The organism is Polynucleobacter sp. JS-Safj-400b-B2, from assembly GCF_018881975.1.
Taxonomy (GTDB): domain Bacteria; phylum Pseudomonadota; class Gammaproteobacteria; order Burkholderiales; family Burkholderiaceae; genus Polynucleobacter.
This window is the reverse complement of record NZ_JACVPJ010000003.1, coordinates 260,148-275,671: the sequence shown is the minus strand read 5'-3', so window position 1 is coordinate 275,671 and position 15,524 is coordinate 260,148. Positions and strand designations below refer to the sequence as shown.

Annotated in this window: 23 protein-coding genes; 21 read left to right on the top strand and 2 right to left on the bottom strand. The window is 42.7% G+C overall.

Annotation, left to right across the window (positions count from 1 at the left end; genetic code table 11):
* Positions 1 to 63 precede the first annotated feature (63 nt).
* Positions 64 to 402, top strand: a complete 339-nt coding sequence (locus tag ICN48_RS05250) for a hypothetical protein (RefSeq protein WP_216152640.1) — start codon at positions 64 to 66, stop codon at positions 400 to 402.
* A gap of 68 nt (positions 403 to 470) precedes the next feature.
* The gene (locus ICN48_RS05245; protein ID WP_216152639.1) at positions 471 to 1,076 is read left to right on the top strand and encodes a DUF6803 family protein; all 606 of its coding nucleotides are present in this window, start codon (positions 471 to 473) and stop codon (positions 1,074 to 1,076) included.
* Positions 1,077 to 1,348: 272 nt separating this feature from the next.
* Here ICN48_RS05245 and ICN48_RS05240 read toward each other — a convergent pair whose 3' ends face one another.
* Entirely contained in the window at positions 1,349 to 1,954 is a 606-nt protein-coding gene (locus tag ICN48_RS05240; protein ID WP_215307312.1) for a Crp/Fnr family transcriptional regulator, read from the bottom strand.
* Between the two features lie 65 nt (positions 1,955 to 2,019).
* On the opposite strand from ICN48_RS05240, the gene ICN48_RS05235 reads away from it, so the two are divergent.
* From ICN48_RS05235 to ICN48_RS05160, 16 genes are all read left to right on the top strand, one after another.
* The gene (locus tag ICN48_RS05235) at positions 2,020 to 2,298 is read left to right on the top strand and encodes a heavy-metal-associated domain-containing protein (RefSeq protein WP_096673119.1); all 279 of its coding nucleotides are present in this window, start codon (positions 2,020 to 2,022) and stop codon (positions 2,296 to 2,298) included.
* A gap of 22 nt (positions 2,299 to 2,320) precedes the next feature.
* Positions 2,321 to 2,680, top strand: coding sequence for a hypothetical protein (locus ICN48_RS05230; RefSeq protein WP_215293394.1), 360 nt, complete (start codon positions 2,321 to 2,323; stop codon positions 2,678 to 2,680).
* A 137-nt stretch (positions 2,681 to 2,817) separates the two neighbouring features.
* Entirely contained in the window at positions 2,818 to 3,030 is a 213-nt protein-coding gene (locus tag ICN48_RS05225) for a DUF2892 domain-containing protein (RefSeq protein ID WP_096673115.1), read from the top strand.
* A 45-nt stretch (positions 3,031 to 3,075) separates the two neighbouring features.
* Positions 3,076 to 3,630, top strand: a complete 555-nt coding sequence (locus ICN48_RS05220) for a YeeE/YedE thiosulfate transporter family protein (protein ID WP_216152638.1) — start codon at positions 3,076 to 3,078, stop codon at positions 3,628 to 3,630.
* A 2-nt stretch (positions 3,631 to 3,632) separates the two neighbouring features.
* Complete coding sequence (locus ICN48_RS05215; protein WP_216152637.1) at positions 3,633 to 4,163, top strand: YeeE/YedE thiosulfate transporter family protein; 531 nt, start codon at positions 3,633 to 3,635, stop codon at positions 4,161 to 4,163.
* 90 nt (positions 4,164 to 4,253) lie between these two features.
* Complete coding sequence (locus ICN48_RS05210) at positions 4,254 to 4,430, top strand: hypothetical protein (RefSeq protein ID WP_215293391.1); 177 nt, start codon at positions 4,254 to 4,256, stop codon at positions 4,428 to 4,430.
* A 191-nt stretch (positions 4,431 to 4,621) separates the two neighbouring features.
* Positions 4,622 to 5,974 (top strand): cytochrome ubiquinol oxidase subunit I, encoded by a 1,353-nt coding sequence (locus ICN48_RS05205; RefSeq protein ID WP_216152636.1) that lies wholly within the window; start codon positions 4,622 to 4,624, stop codon positions 5,972 to 5,974.
* Positions 5,975 to 5,976: 2 nt separating this feature from the next.
* Positions 5,977 to 6,990, top strand: a complete 1,014-nt coding sequence (cydB, locus tag ICN48_RS05200; protein WP_215293389.1) for a cytochrome d ubiquinol oxidase subunit II — start codon at positions 5,977 to 5,979, stop codon at positions 6,988 to 6,990.
* 66 nt (positions 6,991 to 7,056) lie between these two features.
* Positions 7,057 to 7,380 carry a hypothetical protein gene (locus tag ICN48_RS05195; protein WP_216152635.1) on the top strand — a complete coding sequence of 108 codons (324 nt, stop codon included), beginning with the start codon at positions 7,057 to 7,059 and terminating at the stop codon, positions 7,378 to 7,380.
* Positions 7,381 to 7,485: 105 nt separating this feature from the next.
* Positions 7,486 to 7,764, top strand: coding sequence for a BrnT family toxin (locus tag ICN48_RS05190; protein WP_216152634.1), 279 nt, complete (start codon positions 7,486 to 7,488; stop codon positions 7,762 to 7,764).
* 5 nt (positions 7,765 to 7,769) lie between these two features.
* A complete protein-coding gene (locus tag ICN48_RS05185; RefSeq protein WP_370624150.1) occupies positions 7,770 to 7,985 on the top strand; it encodes a BrnA antitoxin family protein in 216 nt (71 codons plus the stop codon).
* 165 nt (positions 7,986 to 8,150) lie between these two features.
* Complete coding sequence (locus ICN48_RS05180; RefSeq protein WP_216152632.1) at positions 8,151 to 8,549, top strand: BLUF domain-containing protein; 399 nt, start codon at positions 8,151 to 8,153, stop codon at positions 8,547 to 8,549.
* A 179-nt stretch (positions 8,550 to 8,728) separates the two neighbouring features.
* Entirely contained in the window at positions 8,729 to 9,427 is a 699-nt protein-coding gene (locus ICN48_RS05175; protein WP_216152631.1) for a glycosyltransferase family A protein, read from the top strand.
* A gap of 140 nt (positions 9,428 to 9,567) precedes the next feature.
* On the top strand, positions 9,568 to 10,023 hold the full coding sequence (locus ICN48_RS05170; RefSeq protein WP_216152630.1) for a hypothetical protein: 456 nt from the start codon (positions 9,568 to 9,570) through the stop codon (positions 10,021 to 10,023).
* Between the two features lie 92 nt (positions 10,024 to 10,115).
* On the top strand, positions 10,116 to 10,508 hold the full coding sequence (locus ICN48_RS05165) for a tautomerase family protein (protein ID WP_370624148.1): 393 nt from the start codon (positions 10,116 to 10,118) through the stop codon (positions 10,506 to 10,508).
* Positions 10,509 to 10,786: 278 nt separating this feature from the next.
* Positions 10,787 to 11,233: a tetratricopeptide repeat protein gene (locus ICN48_RS05160; RefSeq protein ID WP_216863752.1), complete on the top strand. Its 447-nt coding sequence runs from the start codon at positions 10,787 to 10,789 to the stop codon at positions 11,231 to 11,233.
* Positions 11,234 to 11,359: 126 nt separating this feature from the next.
* On the opposite strand, the gene katG is transcribed toward ICN48_RS05160, so the two are convergent.
* Entirely contained in the window at positions 11,360 to 13,513 is a 2,154-nt protein-coding gene (gene katG / locus ICN48_RS05155; protein WP_216152629.1) for a catalase/peroxidase HPI, read from the bottom strand.
* Between the two features lie 302 nt (positions 13,514 to 13,815).
* Here katG and ICN48_RS05150 point away from each other — a divergent pair, with 302 nt between their 5' ends.
* From ICN48_RS05150 to ICN48_RS05140, 3 genes are read left to right on the top strand one after another with little or no spacing between them, the layout of a single operon-like run.
* Entirely contained in the window at positions 13,816 to 14,376 is a 561-nt protein-coding gene (locus tag ICN48_RS05150; protein WP_216152628.1) for a peroxiredoxin, read from the top strand.
* A 7-nt stretch (positions 14,377 to 14,383) separates the two neighbouring features.
* Complete coding sequence (locus ICN48_RS05145; protein ID WP_216152627.1) at positions 14,384 to 15,067, top strand: haloacid dehalogenase type II; 684 nt, start codon at positions 14,384 to 14,386, stop codon at positions 15,065 to 15,067.
* A 10-nt stretch (positions 15,068 to 15,077) separates the two neighbouring features.
* The gene (locus ICN48_RS05140; RefSeq protein ID WP_216152626.1) at positions 15,078 to 15,476 is read left to right on the top strand and encodes an MAPEG family protein; all 399 of its coding nucleotides are present in this window, start codon (positions 15,078 to 15,080) and stop codon (positions 15,474 to 15,476) included.
* Positions 15,477 to 15,524: the final 48 nt, after the last annotated feature.

Below are 15,524 nucleotides of genomic sequence, written 5' to 3'. Positions count from 1 at the left end.
CACCAAGAAACACCAAAACCACCTTCGGGTGGTTTTTTCATTTGTAGGGCGTAGAATGGAATTATGAGAAGGATATGTATCGCCCTTTGCTTTAGTCTATTTGCCAGCTTGATTCATGCGGCAGTGATGCCTATCGATTTATCGGTTGAACAGGCTCAACATCAGGTTACTGTTGCCGATAACTCAGCCCATCATTGTGATGAGGTAGTGAGCAATTCTCACGATACAAATACCAATCAACCTTGCCATGGCGATAGTTATCAGTGCTGTTTAGGCTTAGTCGTTATTCCAATATTGAGTATTGAGTTATCGATAGCCTCAACCCAAGCCCCACCTTCAACAGGCTCATTATTGGTTCTCCAGCCAATGATCAACTTTATCTATAAACCTCCAAAAGTCTAGGCTAATTTAGTAATACAAGTTAGTTTGATTTGTGACACCTAGTCACGCTTATATTTTGGAGAAACACAATGAACATGACTCACTACATGGAGTTATTGGCTGTTAACCAGCCTTGGAATTTAATTATTTTTATGGCCATACCAATTGTTTTGGCCGAAACCCTAGCTATCACTGAGTTATATCTACTCTTCACTCGCAAGTTCGATGGTGCTGTTTATTACCTCAATCGCTTTTCTGGGATTGCTGTGGGTGTTTACTTTGTTGGGATCATTTACTACATTGTGACTAACGCCATTATTCCTATTACACAGGCAGGCGAGTGGAGAACAGTGATTGATGTAATCGCTGTTAGCACTTATGTCATCGCAGGATTACCGCTGATCTGGATTGCCCTACAAGAGTTCGGTTTGGTTAATCGAGCACTAGATCAAATGGGTAAGCTAAAAATTCATGCGATCTGTGTTGCTTTGTTCTTGGTTTTTGGACACATCGCCATGATTGCCGGCATGCTTGATCCAGGTATTCTGGGATACAAAGGTACCAATGCTCATCAAATGAGTGATAACTTGGATCATGAGTTTTGTCATCCTGATGGGCATGGCGACATGATCAAGCAACATCAGAAAATGATGAATGGTCAGATGCCAATGAATAAGCAAGGGCATACCCATTAATGCCTCAAGGATTTGACATCCTAGGCCCTGGTCGATTCCGCCCTGGGCCACCAAGAATTCTTGAAGCATTAGAGTTGGCCCATAGAATCTCTAGTGTCAGCCGCGGTCAGTCACCATTTCTCCCAGATATCTCCATATTGAATCGTCCTTTTAAAGGACGCTTAATGAACGGGGGATTTGACATCCCTGTAGTGGTCAAGTGTCGATTTAAGCGACACTCATCTAGGGTCGGTGCTTGAGATGTCGTTTTAAACGACATTACCTCTTGAGTATTATTTTTTCTTTAGCAATTCCAAGGAATCAGGATGTTTTTCTAGTAGACCTTCTTTTTCTAATGTGGCGATAGCCCTATATAACGCCTCATGCGTAACGCCGATCTCTGAAGCCATGGATTTGAAATCAGACTGAAGTGTCAATACGCCTTGTTTGCCTTCGGTCTCAATCAGATGAATTAATTTACTGCGAATGTCTTTGAGTCCCAATCGTTCAGATTGTGTTCGAAGGCGCATGATCTCTTTGCTTAGCAACTGCACCCATTTCATTGAGAACTTGCTATCGGCGAGTGCTTCTCTTAAAGATTTAATGGGTAGCGTGATCGCTTGTCCATTGTGAGTCGCAATAGCATCACAGTGATAAGCATCTACTAACAAACTGGCTTCACTGACAAAGCCACCCTTACATCTTTGTAATGTAGTGGGCTCTCCATGGCTACTGATTCTCGTAAGAACAGCTTCGCCCGAAACAATAAAGAACATGTATTCAGGTTTTTTGCCCTGATGGAAAAGGTAATCACCTTTTTCAAAGTGATGGGCATGACATTGCCCCAATAGTCCTTTGGGCAGGAGCTCCTTTAGCAGTTCAGGAATATAGATGTCCATATGATTTAAATCATACGCTCTTTGGATGATTGAGCGAATAATCAATTCATACAAAGGAGGTTGGTATGGAAACAATCAATTTAACGGTAAGTGGAATGACTTGTGGTGCTTGCGTAAAGCATGTTGAAAAAGCCATTAATTCAATTGCTGGGGTGCAAAAGGTTGAGGTAGATCTTGCCTCTGGCGCAGTCAAGGTTGAAGGCAATATCTCGCAACAGGTAAAAGAGATTATTGCGGCATTAGAAGAGGATGGTTATCCCGCAAAGATCAGTTCTGATGCATCGCCTCAAGCAAAGGCTAAGAGTGGTTCTTGTAAGAGTGGCACAAGTTGTTGCTGTAACTAACTAAATGAATAGGAAATTCAAAATGAAAACTGTAAACAAAATTGCAATTAGCGTTGCCACTGTCATGGGTCTTGGATTGGCTGTAGCCTATGCTCAGCCAGGTCCAATGGGTAATGGCATGGGCCCAGGCATGATGCGCGGCCAAATGATGCAAGGTCAGATGATGGGGCAAAACGCCAACATGAAAATTATGCGTGAGTTGATGACTCCTGCCGAAAGACTGGCCATGATGGACAAGATGATTGATGCCAAGACAGTAGAAGAGCGGCAAGCAATCATGACAGCTACACATACAGAGATGGAAAAGCGCGCCAAAGAAAAAGGCATTACTTTGCCAGCAGGACATGGCCCGCAAATGATGTCGGGCAGAAACTGCGGATAAATCAGTTGAGCGTGGGTAGAAGCCACCTTCGGGTGGTAACACCGCTCAATGCAGACAAGTTATTGATATAGATCAAATGGCTTGGTGCTTATGAGCATAGTCTTAACAAAGCAAAAATAATAATTAATGGGGGTTATATGAAATGTAATGTTGGCCGTATCGATCGCGTACTACGCATCTCTGTTGGACTGGTCTTAGTTGGTTTAGCCGCAAGCAATGTGGTTGGCGTATGGGGCTGGATTGGAATTATTCCTTTGGCAACTGGCTTATTTAAGTTCTGCCCAATGTATCCAATCTTGGGAATCAATTCTTGTGGCGCTGGCCGTGGCAATGGCAGTTGTTCTAAGTAATCTTTTGCCAACAGCTAACAAGCAAATCACTAATAAGGATTTACGATGATCAATCCAGAACAAACTAGAGCATCTAGCTCTAAAGGGTGGAGTCCCTATTTGACAGGTGCCTTAGTTGGAGTACTGGCTATTGTTTCTGTATACCTGACTACCATTTATATGGGCAAGTCTACCTATTTGGGGGCATCAACTACTTTTGTTCGCGCGGCAGGTCTAGCAGTTCAAGTGGTAGACCCCAGTTATGTTGCACAAAATGTTTATTACGCAAAAGAAAAAGTTGTTATTGATTGGCAATTTCTCATGGTGATTGGCATCTTCTTTGGCGCATTGCTTTCCTCAAAAATGGATGGCAGTTTTAAGTTAGAAAGCTTGCCACCATTATGGGAAAAACGTTTTGGCTCTTCAGTTCCAAAGCGTGCTGTATTTGCTTTTGTTGGTGGCATCGTGGCAATGATTGGCGCTCGCTTAGCTGATGGCTGTCCTAGTGGACATGGACTGAGCGGCATGATGCAGTTATCCGTAAGTTCTTTTGTCGCATTAGCCATGTTCTTTGGTTTTGGCGTCATCGTCGCAAACTTCATGTACAGAAAGGCAAGCTAATCATGTCTATAGATCAACTATTAGGATTAGCAACTGGCGTTATCTTTGGTTTCTTATTACAAAAAGGGCGTGTTCTACGCTATGACAAGCAAGTTGCCGCATTGTTATTAAAAGACATGACGATTTTTAAATTTATGCTCTCAGCTATTGTTGTCGGAATGTTTGGCATCTTGGCTTTGCATGAGATGGGGCTTATTACATTGAGCCTTAAAGCAATGAATGTTGGTGGCATTTTGGTGGGCGGCGCATTGTTTGGGGTAGGTTGGGCAGTCTTGGGCTATTGTCCTGGCACCTCAGTAGGCGCAGTGGGTGAAGGTCGCTGGACTGCAATCTTTGGAGTTATTGGCATGGTAGTTGGCGCAGGAATTTATGCCCAAATGTATCCATTCTTTAAATCAACGGTGCTTGCTTGGGCCGACTTAGGAAAGATTGGATTACCCGAGACTCTTGGCGTTAATCAATGGGTTGTTGCCGTAGTATTCGCGTTGATTACTCTTGGTATGTTTCGCTGGTTTGAGAAAAAAGGACTTTGAAGGTATGCGAGAGCTTTGTAGTTGGCTCTCGCTACGCCTTAACTCGCGATGTCGTTTTAAACGACAAATTCGGCATTATCTAAAACTCATATGAAGGCATTAAAAGAAGCTCTAGAGAAATTAAGACAGACTGGGTCTATTGGGCTTGAAGACTTTAGAAATCTGAAGATGAAGGATATTGAACAGCTCACCGAAGAAATTAAGCAGTGGTGTCTTTATGGAAATGGCAATCCTGAGAAGTTGGGTAAGAAATATAAAGAGCTTTAACTTCAAGTGTCGATTTAAGCGACGCAGACTCGAGCGTCCGTTAAAAGGACATCTTATATATACGCATATATGGCTATTAGCACTTTCATTTCAATCGTCATGTTGAGAAAAAGACTATTAAGTCAGGCTCAGCAAGCCATGAAAGTAAAGAGCATAATAATTTAGGTAATCTATCAATAAGAGGTAATTAAATGCTTGATACGCTTATTTTGAGCAGAATTCAATTTGCTTCGAATATGACCTTTCATATTCTTTTCCCAACGATATCCATTGCATTGGGGTGGGTACTCTTCTATTTCAAAGTTAAATTTAATAAAACAGGCGATTCGATATGGAGTGATGCTTATCAATTCTGGGTCAAGATATTTGCCTTAACTTTTGCTCTGGGTGTTGTTAGTGGCATTACGATGAGCTTTCAGTTTGGAACCAATTGGCCTGGATATATGGAGGCTGTAGGCAATATCGCAGGGCCATTACTGGGTTATGAGGTTTTATCCGCATTCTTTCTTGAGGCAACTTTTTTAGGAATCATGTTGTTTGGCTCTAAGCGAGTCTCTCAAAGGGCTCATACTGTCGCCACATTTCTAGTTGCTTTCGGTACTTCGCTTTCAGCATTTTGGATCATTGCATTAGATTCATGGATGCAAACTCCACAAGGGTTTGTGATGATCAATGGACAAGCACATGCGACCAGTTGGATTGAGATTGTCTTTAATCCTTCGATGCCCTATCGCTTGTTCCATATGATGACAGCCTCATTTTTGACGGTAACATTTTTAATTGCAGGCATTTCTGCTTATCGATATTTAAAGGGCATTAATCTTTCTGGCAACCGAGCCCTGATTAAGTTAGCAATGTCTGTAGCGGTTGTATTGACACCATTTCAAATTGTGCTTGGTGATTTGCATGGCCTAAATACGTTAGAGTATCAGCCTGTAAAAGTGGCGGCAATGGAGGGAATTTGGGAAACAACAAAAGGTGCCCCTGCGGTTTTATTTGCCATACCCGATGAAAGCCTTAAAGCTAATCAATATGAAATAGCCATTCCAAAGCTGGCATCTTTATATTTGACCCACTCATTAGATGGAGAGGTGAAAGGTTTAGATGCCTTCCCTGGCGCTACTCCACCAGTTAAGCCCGTGTTTTTTGCTTTTCGCATTATGGTCGGCATTGGTATGTTGATGCTCTTTACTGCAGGCATTGGCTTTTATCTGACCAGAAAAAGTAAAGAATTACCAAGGTGGTTCTTAAAAGCTCTAAACGTTATGACATTTTCTGGTTGGCTAGGAGTGCTTGCTGGTTGGTACGTGACTGAAATTGGTAGACAGCCCTATCTTGTTAGTGGAGTCCTAAAAACGGCTGATGCAGTTACTAAAGTGCCTACTAATATGATTTTGGGAACCTTGGTGATGTACGTAGTACTTTATTTGGGACTCATTGTTTCTTACATTTGGGTGGTTTTTTATTTGGCAAGACAAACTAATCCTGTGCATATTATTGATGGGCAAAAATCAGGCTTGACCAACAGCATTGCCGGAGCATAAACATGATTCCTAATTTATCTGAACCATCGGGTTGGTTGCCACTTTTCTTTTTGGTTGCAATGGGCATTGCTATGGTCGCTTATGTTGTTCTGGACGGATATGACCTAGGCGTTGGCATCTTATTAAATCAGGCAAGCGATTCTGAAAAAGACATCATGATTTCATCAATCGGCCCTTTTTGGGATGCGAATGAAACGTGGTTAGTGCTTGGAGTTGGCGTACTCTTGATTGCCTTTCCAATGGCACATGGAATCATTCTGACCGAGCTTTATTTGCCTGTGGGCATCATGTTGGCCGGCTTAATATTGCGAGGCGTATCTTTTGACTTTCGCGCAAAAGCACATTTGAGCCAGAAGGCAGTCTGGAATTTTTTATTCTTTTTTGGTAGTTTCTTGGCGGCGGCATCCCAAGGTGTGATGGTTGGTAGAGAGGTGATTGGTTTTGATTCGGGCTACTTAGGTTGGATATTTTCTTTCATCGTGGCGCTTTGTCTGCCTGCTGGATATGCTCTATTAGGAGCCAGCTGGCTGATTATGAAGACGTCTGGCGAGTTACAACTTAAGGCTGTTGGCTGGGCAAGAAAATGCCTCTTATTAACGGCGCTAGGTGTTGGGATTATTTCTGTGGCGACACCATTCTTTAGTTCAGCGATTGCGGCTAAGTGGTTTAACCTTCCTAATATCTTTTTCTTACTTCCTTTTCCAGTTCTGACCCTGGCGTGTTTTGTCTTAATTGATTTGAACTTGATAAAAATGCAAAGAGATAAGCCAGCGGCAGTTTGGATTCCTTTTGCCCTAAGCGTAGCCATCTTTGTTCTGGCTTTTTTAGGAATTGCTTACAGCATGTTTCCTTATATCGTCGTGGACAAAATGACAATCTGGGAAGCGGCTTCCGCTACAGAGTCATTATGGGTAATATTTTGGGGCGCTGTAATTGTGCTACCAACTATTATCGGATACACCATTTATTCCTACAAAATCTTCTGGGGCAAAACTGAGCCGCTTAGTTATTACTAAAACAGCAATTTAAGCGTCGATGTAATAGACGCTTACTGAAACGTCCTTTAAAAAGACATCTCATATATGCGTATATACGCATATAAGGCTATCAAAGTAAAAGTTGCCGCGATAATTAACGATAGATGTCGTTTTAAACGACATTACAAGACACTATGGCAGTTGAGTGGAAGGATATGGCAACACAATCTGTGCGCACAGAAAAATAGCCCCTCGCAAGATTCTGATTTCATTGCCAAATTTGACCAGCACAAGGATGCACAATTTTTAGACAAGTTGAGGCTGGTGGCTCAAGCCCTTGAAATCAAAGCGAAAGCGGTCTATCGGAGGATATTTGAAAATCCTTGTGTCGGTGGTTCGATTCCGCCCCGGGCCACCAAGAAACACTAAAACCACCTTCGGGTGGTTTTTTCATTTGGTCCGACGGAATGGTTGAGTGAATTAGGATTTTTAACCCCAGTTGCTTGCTCCAATTGATGTATGTACAATGTACATATGACTTTATTGCGATTTGAATGGGAACCCAAAAAAGCTTCAGCTAATCTGAAGAAACACGGCATTTCTTTTGAAGAGGCGAAATCTGTGTTTTATGATGAAAGCGCTAAGTTGATTTCCGATCCCGATCATTCGGAGAATGAAGACAGATTTATTTTGCTGGGAGTAAGCCATTCACTTCGTGTGATTTTGGTTTGCCATTGTTATCGAAGCGAGGGTAATGTCGTTCGTATTATTTCGGCTCGTAAGGCAACCCCTAAAGAGTCAAAAGCTTATTAAAGGTGATGAAGATGCGTAAAGAATATGATTTCTCAAAGGCTCGTAAAAACCCATATGCTTCTATGCTAAAGAAGCCTATAACCATTAGATTGGACGAGGATTCAGTAAGCTACTTCAAATCTATATCAGAAGAAGTTGGCATTCCTTATCAAAGCCTCATTAATCTCTATTTGAGAGATTGTGCCACTTCGCATAAGAAATTGAACCTTAGCTGGAAGTAGTCTAGAGGTAGGATGCGAGTCTCCTGAGGCCTTGGTCGATTTCGCCCTGGGCAATCAAGAATGGCCAAAACCACCTTCGGGTGGTTTTTTATTTGTCACTACTGATCGTGAGGAATTATTGATATTGCCTGTGTTAATTTAGATATTTCTATATATTAGAACTTTATGACCCAGTTGACTGAATTAACGTATGTGAGTGAGCCTACCCAAGAAATGTCCTTTCTAGGCTTGATGCGTTTGCTTTATCACTCCTATTTAAGAAATACGAGCTTGGGGGTAACGGGCGCTTTGATTTTTGAAAATAATCGCTTTGGTCAGGTTATTGAAGGACCAAGGGTTCAGATTGAAGAGCTATGGGAAAAAATTCAAAAAGATACTAGGCATAAAAATATTCACCTCGTAGAGTCAAGGCCAATTGAACATAGAAGCTTTAGTAAGTGGACTATGGTTTTTCAGGGTAGTGAAGAAGTGGCTAAAAAATTACCCGAAATAGCAGTAGCCGTTGAGAATATGAATTTTCCTGCTGACCACCCGCTCTTAATCGCTCTGAGGGATCTGAAATAATTCACTGGTTTCATTGCGGTGCTTATTAAGGGGGTTGGATTAAGCATTCTCGGCCATGGTTTGGTTTCGCCCCAAGCCACTAAGAGTCACCAAAACCACCTTTGGGCAGCTTTTCATTTTGACTGGCCTAGATTTAATGAGTACCAATGTCATAGTTTTATGCTCTAATCCGACTCAATATGATTACTGTCGTTATTGCCTCATTTAGGTACGGGCACCTTGCAGCCCATTGCATTGAGTCCCTGCTTTCACAAACTATTCGTCCCGAAAAGATTCTATTTGTTGATGATGGCGGGTTAGATTGCGGTCATTTGCCAGACCTATATCCTGATATTGAGTACATACTAAGGCATGAAAATTTGGGGGTTGTAGATAACTTTCAGAACATACTGTCTCAAATCGACACAGAATACGTACTCTTCATAGGCGCCGATAACTGGTTACGTTCAGATGCAATTGAGCTGTTATCAAATGCTAGCACCGATATTGTTACCTATGACATTGTTGTAACAGGCGAATTAAAAGAAGAAATATTAGATCGGGTGCCCGGTGAGACCGTGCCTTATCAGGGCGACCTTTATTGGGATCGTCAAGAGCAGCATCACGGGTCAATGATGTACCGCACAGCATTTGGGCAAAAAATTGGCTATAAAAAAAGATATAAAGATGGCATCCATCCTCAAGAAGATTGGAACCTTTGGGATAGGATGCTTGAACAAGGCGCCTCGGTGACTAGCATTAAAGAGGGGCTTTTGTTCTACAGAAGGCATCGAGAAAACTTTTTGAAATATTCCCATGAAACTTCACGGGCACGGGATTTAGAAAAAAGTCATGCCCAGGAAGAATCGCTTGAGAACGTAATCTTAGGTTCTGCCTGAGGCCATTTAAAGACACCAAAACCACCTTCAGGTGGTTCTTTATTGCAGAAGGCAGGTAATTTAATTATCAATAATGGCATTAAATTTCATGGATAATAGAATCCTTATTGGCCATCACCGGTATTTTTTTGCTTTCATTTTTGAGTGCTTGCTCTTCAGGGCCGGCAAAGCCCCAGTTGACCTCTCTTGAAATTCAGGCGATTCAGGCAAAAAACTTTGACGTAGATAAAAAAACTTCGTTTGATTCTTCTTTGTCAGTTCTTCAGGATTTGGGATACATCATCGGGTCTGCCAGTTTTGAAACAGGGTTCATTACCGCGCAGTCACCTGCAAAGGGCACTAGCGGCAGCGTTTATTTCATAGGCATGCTACCCATTCCAGTTTCAGGCTCAGAACAAAAGACAGTAGTGACGGTGGCGGTAGAAGCAGTAGGCCCCAAGAAATCCCGCGTCCGTTTAAATTTTGTTGATAAAACGCGTGGTGGAGGTGTGTTTGGCTCTGGTGAAAACGACACTCCGATACTAGATCCGGTCATCTATCAAAATGCTTTTGATAAGATTAGTGAGACAGTCTTTATTAAGACAGCTCAAAAATAAATAACCACCTTAGGGTGGTTTTTTATTGGGCGCGCGTTAAGCTAGACAGCAGTTGCTAGAGCAATATAAGAAGGTAAGGGCTAAGGAGAATAATGATGCCATTGGTCAGAATTGATTTAAGTAAAAAATACCCCGAAAGCTTTGCACAGCAAGTCGGCAATATTGTCTATAACGTGATGCGAGAGCAAATCAACGTTCCTGAAGACGACAAGTTTCAGATCATCACTAGACACGACGGATCAGAATTGAATATTCCAAAAAGTTATTTGGGGATTGAATACTCAGATGGGATTATTTTTATTCAGGCAACTATCAGCTTTGGTAGATCTACGGATCTAAAAAAGAGTTTATTTAAAGCTATTTGTGAGGCTTTAGTTCAAGACCTGAAAGTCAGACCTCAAGACGTCTTTATCAACTTGATTGAGGTGAGCAAAGAAAACTGGTCATTTGGGAATGGCGAAATGCAATATGCCGATAAGGATTGAAGGTAGTCTAGGCTCCTTAGTTAATCAGGCTATTGGCTGGCCGCTATGTGTGCTGCAGAACATCTCTATCGAAGTAAAGCTTATAAAGTGAATACGAGAATGGTCAAGCAGACATTAGAGGAAACGATAAGTAAGAAGTTTTCTGCTTTCCAACTTACAGCTAGCAATCGCAAAATCTTCATTCCTCATTTTTTCCGATCAACTCTTGCCGTGTTGGTACCCTAGCATAGAAATAAAGTTTTTACGACATTAAAAGATTCTTAACCAAAGGCCTGCAAATGAAAAGAATACTCCCAGCACTTATATTGTTCCTTTCAATCGTTGGTTCATCTCATGCGGCCGATACTGCCCCGACCAAACAAGATCCGGCATGGCTCACTCAAGCTAGGGCAAGCATTAAAGCCGAAAAATATGATCAAGCAATACAGCAACTGCAGTCTGCGAATGACACAAGCTCCGCCGATTGGAATAATTTGCTTGGTTATAGTCTTCGAAAAAAACAGCCGCCTGATTTGGTAGGCGCAGAAAAATATTATCAAGCTGCATTGAAAATAGACCCCAATCACCGTGGCGCTCTTGAGTATTACGGAAAACTTAAGTTAATCAATAATGATTTGCCGGGTGCTGAGGCGCTTCTAGCGAGATTGGATAAAGCCTGTACTTTTGGATGCGAGGAATATTCGGATTTAAAAGAGGCTATAAAAAAATACAAGTCTAAGAAGTAGGGCTAGAGCTACTATAGCCTTGGTCAAATTCATTTCAGGCCACTAAGAAAAACCAAAAACACCCGCAGGTGGCTTTGGTTGATAAAAAGGCAATCATCCGCCCCTTTGTACTGCCTTGCAATAACGTTATTCAAACATATCGGCATTCATTACTTTCGCCCAAGCAGAGACAAAGTCATTTACAAATTTCTCTTTATTATCGTCCTGTGCGTAGACCTCTGCATACGCACGCAGAATAGAGTTTGAGCCAAACACTAAATCAACACGTGTGGCGGTCCACTTTGTTTTGCCAGTACCGTTATCAATAATGTCATAGCTGTTAAGACCAGTTGGCTTCCATGAATAATTCATATCGGTCAGATTGATGAAGAAGTCGTTACTGAGTATTCCCTCTTTGTCTGTAAATACCCCATGCTTAGAATCGCCATAGTTCGTACCGAGCACGCGCATGCCACCAATGAGAACGGTCATTTCTTGCGCTGTCAGACCAAACAACTGCGTGCGATCTAGGAGTAACTCCTCAGGAGTGACTGCATAGCTTTCTTTTAACCAGTTTCGATACCCGTCGGCTAATGGCTCGAGAACTTCAAAAGATTCGATATCAGTCATTTCTTGAGTAGCATCTCCGCGACCCTGAGTAAATGGAATGTTGATATCGAAGCCACCCGCTTTTGCTGCTTGCTCAATGCCCACATTGCCTGCGAGCACAATGATGTCGGCAACACTTACGCCGAACTCTTTAGAGATTGCTTCGTATACACCAAGTACCCTTGCTAAACGCTCAGGCTCATTACCAGCCCAGCTCTTCTGGGGTGCCAAACAAATACGTGCTCCGTTTGCCCCACCCCGCTTATCTGAGCCTCGAAAAGTACGTGCACTATCCCAAGCAGTTGTCACCATATCACTAACTGAAAGTTTGCTACTTTTAATCTTCGCTTTAATAGATTCAATGCCATAGTCTTTTCGACCGACCGGCACAGGATCTTGCCAAATCAAATCTTGCTTAGGAACATCAGGTCCAAAGTATCTTGCTTTAGGACCCATATCGCGGTGGGTTAGCTTAAACCAAGCCCTGGCAAAAGTTTGGGCGAAGTAGGCTTGGTCCTGTGAAAATTTTTCAGAGATTTTGCGGTATTCTAGATCCATCTTTAAGGCTATATCTGCATCAGTCATCATTGGCATGCAAAGAATGCTTGGATCTTCAACATCAGCTGGTCGATCCTCTTCTTTGATATTGATGGGCTCGTATTGCCAAGCGCCCGCAGGGCTCTTAGTAAGCCTCCATTCGTAGTTGAGCAATAAACGGAAATAATCGTTATCCCATTGGGTTGGGTGGGTAGTCCACGCGCCTTCTAGGCCGCTGGTAACAGCATCTCTGCCAATGCCGCGAGTCTTGTTGTTCATCCAACCAAGACCCCGCTCTTCTATGGGCGCACCTTCAGGTGCTGGGCCAAGATTGGCTGCATTACCATTTCCATGGGCTTTGCCTACGGTATGTCCGCCTGCAGTCAGTGCAACGGTTTCTTCATCATTCATAGCCATACGAGCAAAAGTGACCCGCATATCTTTGGCAGTTTTTAGTGGATCCGGTACTCCATCGACACCTTCTGGATTAACGTAGATTAAGCCCATCATGACTGCGGCAAGGGGGTTGGCTAATTCTCGGTCGCCCGAGTAGCGACTGCCATCACCACCACTTTTTTGTAGCCATTCTTTCTCAGACCCCCAATAGGTATCTTTTTCTGGGTGCCAAATATCTTCGCGACCAAATGAGAAGCCAAAAGTTTTTAGCCCCATTGATTCGTATGCAGTTGTTCCCGCCAGAATCATGAGATCTGCCCAGCTAATTTTGTTGCCATATTTTTTCTTTAAGGGCCACAAAAGTCTGCGAGCCTTATCTAAATTAGTGTTGTCAGGCCAAGAATTGAGTGGTGCAAAACGTTGGTTGCCTGTGCCAGCGCCGCCGCGGCCATCGGCAATGCGATAGCTACCCGCAGAGTGCCATGCCATGCGTATCATCAGCCCACCATAGTGCCCCCAATCGGCTGGCCACCAATCTTGACTGTTCGTCATCAATTCGTGCATATCTTTTTTGAGGGCGCTAACATCAAGTTTTTTTAATTCATCGCGATAGTTAAACGATGGCCCCATGGGGTTAGTCTTCGTATCGTGTTGGTGAAGAATATCGAGATTGAGCGACTTAGGCCACCATGCCATTGGAGTGTTACCAGATTCTGTATTTGCCCCGTGAGCAACAGGACACATTCCCTTTGATGTCATAACAATCTCCTAATAGGTAAAAATAATTTAGATTTACTAATGTGCGCCGTTCAGGCTACCCGATAAAGCTAAAGAAAGTCTGTGTGCTTGACGGTTTTCTTTGCTTATTAAGTCATATTGTCCCCAAGATGAAAAGCAGTCAACCGAATTAATATGATCTTATTGATCGAATAAACTGATAACTGCATTTCACGCCCATTGAGGACCTGGTCCGGAAACAGCAGGAAGCACCAAAATAGCTCCAGGCAGATACATTGATTCTCTAAGCTTACCGCCGGCTTTATTTTGTATAGAATCAACTAATGACAAATCTCAATCAGCTTCCAACAGGCCTACCCATTCCTCAAGATGATGGCTCGACCAATCACTTGAAGGGGATGAGTTTGCCTAATGTTTCTTTAATTGCCACTAATGGCCAGAGCATTCATTTTGGCGATATTAAGGGTAAGTTGGTGATTTACTGTTATCCAATGACTGGGCAGCCTAGTGTTGCATTGCCCGATGGTTGGGATCAAATTCCTGGAGCAAGAGGTTGTACGCCCCAGAGTTGTTCATTTAGAGACCACTATCAAGAGCTCCAAGCATTGGGTGCGGAGGTAGTGGGTTTAAGTGTTCAGTCTACTGAATATCAAAAGGAGATGGCCGATAGACTCCATCTACCATTTCCAGTAGTCAGCGATGAAGGTTATCAATTTCAAAAAGCATTGAATATGCCAACCTTTGTGGCGGCCGGGATGACTTTATTAAAGCGCGTGACATTAATTGCCAATCATGGCGTGATTGAAGCCGTTCACTACCCCATCTTCCCAAGCGATAGTGATCCAGCCTGGGTAATGGATTATCTGAAAAGTCAGCAGAGTTAGGGGCTGTATGTACAAGCTCATAGCTTTTGATGCCTACGGCACATTGTTTGATGTGTATTCTATGGGGCAGCTAGCGGAAGAGTTATTTCCAGGCCATGGGCAGGCCTTTGCCTTAATGTGGCGCGATCGCCAAATTGAATACACCAGACTTGTCACCATGAGTGACCCAAACCCAAATGGTAGTAAGCACTATCTTCCATTTTGGGAGCTAACCATTCGTTCATTGCGTTATGTCTGTAAGCGTATGGGCCTAGATCTCACTGCGCAATACGAAAAACGTCTCATGGATCAGTATGCAAAGCTTACTGGCTTTGAAGATAGCCTTAATGTACTGAAGACAATAAAACAAAAGGGAATTTCAACAGCGATATTGTCCAATGGCAGCAGAGAAATGTTGGCTACTGTGGTGCAGAGTAACGGCTTAGACCCTTACCTAGATAAAGTAGTCACTATTGAAGATGTGCGTTTATTTAAAACGGCTCCACAGGCCTATCAATTACTATTAAAAGCATTTCTAGTTAAGAAAGAAGATATTCTCTTCGTATCGAGTAATGCTTGGGATGCTCTGGCAGCAAAGTGGTATGGATTTGACGTCTTTTGGGTTAATCGGCAAAGCCACCCCTTTGAAGAGATTGGGGAAAAACCAAACTATGAAGGCAATTCTTTAAGTCAAGTATTAGAAGTTATCTAAGGAAATATCCATGCTCTTAATGACCTCAATCATTGCATCTGTATTAACGATTATTTTTATCAAGCTCTCATTTGCTGTCATTGGCCTAAGAAGAAAAAATAAAGTCGGCCTAGGAAGCGGTGGTCATGATGACCTAGAACGAGCTATTCGCGCTCAGGGCAACTTCGCGGAATATGTACCATTTGGCATCATCTTAATTGCGTGTCTTGAGCTAAATGGTGCCCCATGGTTGTTAGTCGCCATTCCGGGTATCGCACTCATTATTGGGCGCTTGATCCATGCAAAGGGCATTAATACGCCCCCGCCAGATTTCAGTAAACGTGTTTTGGGAATGAAATTTACTTTTTACACACTCATTGCATTGGTTGCTTTGAACTTAGGATGGGCTCTATATGCCTTGGTTGGATGATATGAGAAAAATTTCCCTAACTTTAGCTGTCATTTTCTTTGCCCTACT

What these genes read in the sequence shown, in the direction of transcription:
- ICN48_RS05250 (WP_216152640.1), top strand. Translation starts at nt 64, where the DNA reads ATGAGAAGGATATGTATCGCCCTTTGCTTTAGTCTATTTGCCAGCTTG.
- ICN48_RS05245 (WP_216152639.1), top strand. Translation starts at nt 471, where the DNA reads ATGAACATGACTCACTACATGGAGTTATTGGCTGTTAACCAGCCTTGG.
- ICN48_RS05240 (WP_215307312.1), bottom strand. Translation starts at nt 1,954, where the DNA reads ATGGACATCTATATTCCTGAACTGCTAAAGGAGCTCCTGCCCAAAGGA.
- ICN48_RS05235 (WP_096673119.1), top strand. Translation starts at nt 2,020, where the DNA reads ATGGAAACAATCAATTTAACGGTAAGTGGAATGACTTGTGGTGCTTGC.
- ICN48_RS05230 (WP_215293394.1), top strand. Translation starts at nt 2,321, where the DNA reads ATGAAAACTGTAAACAAAATTGCAATTAGCGTTGCCACTGTCATGGGT.
- ICN48_RS05225 (WP_096673115.1), top strand. Translation starts at nt 2,818, where the DNA reads ATGAAATGTAATGTTGGCCGTATCGATCGCGTACTACGCATCTCTGTT.
- ICN48_RS05220 (WP_216152638.1), top strand. Translation starts at nt 3,076, where the DNA reads ATGATCAATCCAGAACAAACTAGAGCATCTAGCTCTAAAGGGTGGAGT.
- ICN48_RS05215 (WP_216152637.1), top strand. Translation starts at nt 3,633, where the DNA reads ATGTCTATAGATCAACTATTAGGATTAGCAACTGGCGTTATCTTTGGT.
- ICN48_RS05210 (WP_215293391.1), top strand. Translation starts at nt 4,254, where the DNA reads ATGAAGGCATTAAAAGAAGCTCTAGAGAAATTAAGACAGACTGGGTCT.
- ICN48_RS05205 (WP_216152636.1), top strand. Translation starts at nt 4,622, where the DNA reads ATGCTTGATACGCTTATTTTGAGCAGAATTCAATTTGCTTCGAATATG.
- cydB (WP_215293389.1), top strand. Translation starts at nt 5,977, where the DNA reads ATGATTCCTAATTTATCTGAACCATCGGGTTGGTTGCCACTTTTCTTT.
- ICN48_RS05195 (WP_216152635.1), top strand. Translation starts at nt 7,057, where the DNA reads ATGCGTATATACGCATATAAGGCTATCAAAGTAAAAGTTGCCGCGATA.
- ICN48_RS05190 (WP_216152634.1), top strand. Translation starts at nt 7,486, where the DNA reads ATGACTTTATTGCGATTTGAATGGGAACCCAAAAAAGCTTCAGCTAAT.
- ICN48_RS05185 (WP_370624150.1), top strand. Translation starts at nt 7,770, where the DNA reads ATGAAGATGCGTAAAGAATATGATTTCTCAAAGGCTCGTAAAAACCCA.
- ICN48_RS05180 (WP_216152632.1), top strand. Translation starts at nt 8,151, where the DNA reads ATGACCCAGTTGACTGAATTAACGTATGTGAGTGAGCCTACCCAAGAA.
- ICN48_RS05175 (WP_216152631.1), top strand. Translation starts at nt 8,729, where the DNA reads ATGATTACTGTCGTTATTGCCTCATTTAGGTACGGGCACCTTGCAGCC.
- ICN48_RS05165 (WP_370624148.1), top strand. Translation starts at nt 10,116, where the DNA reads ATGATGCCATTGGTCAGAATTGATTTAAGTAAAAAATACCCCGAAAGC.
- ICN48_RS05160 (WP_216863752.1), top strand. Translation starts at nt 10,787, where the DNA reads ATGAAAAGAATACTCCCAGCACTTATATTGTTCCTTTCAATCGTTGGT.
- katG (WP_216152629.1), bottom strand. Translation starts at nt 13,513, where the DNA reads ATGACATCAAAGGGAATGTGTCCTGTTGCTCACGGGGCAAATACAGAA.
- ICN48_RS05150 (WP_216152628.1), top strand. Translation starts at nt 13,816, where the DNA reads ATGACAAATCTCAATCAGCTTCCAACAGGCCTACCCATTCCTCAAGAT.
- ICN48_RS05145 (WP_216152627.1), top strand. Translation starts at nt 14,384, where the DNA reads ATGTACAAGCTCATAGCTTTTGATGCCTACGGCACATTGTTTGATGTG.
- ICN48_RS05140 (WP_216152626.1), top strand. Translation starts at nt 15,078, where the DNA reads ATGCTCTTAATGACCTCAATCATTGCATCTGTATTAACGATTATTTTT.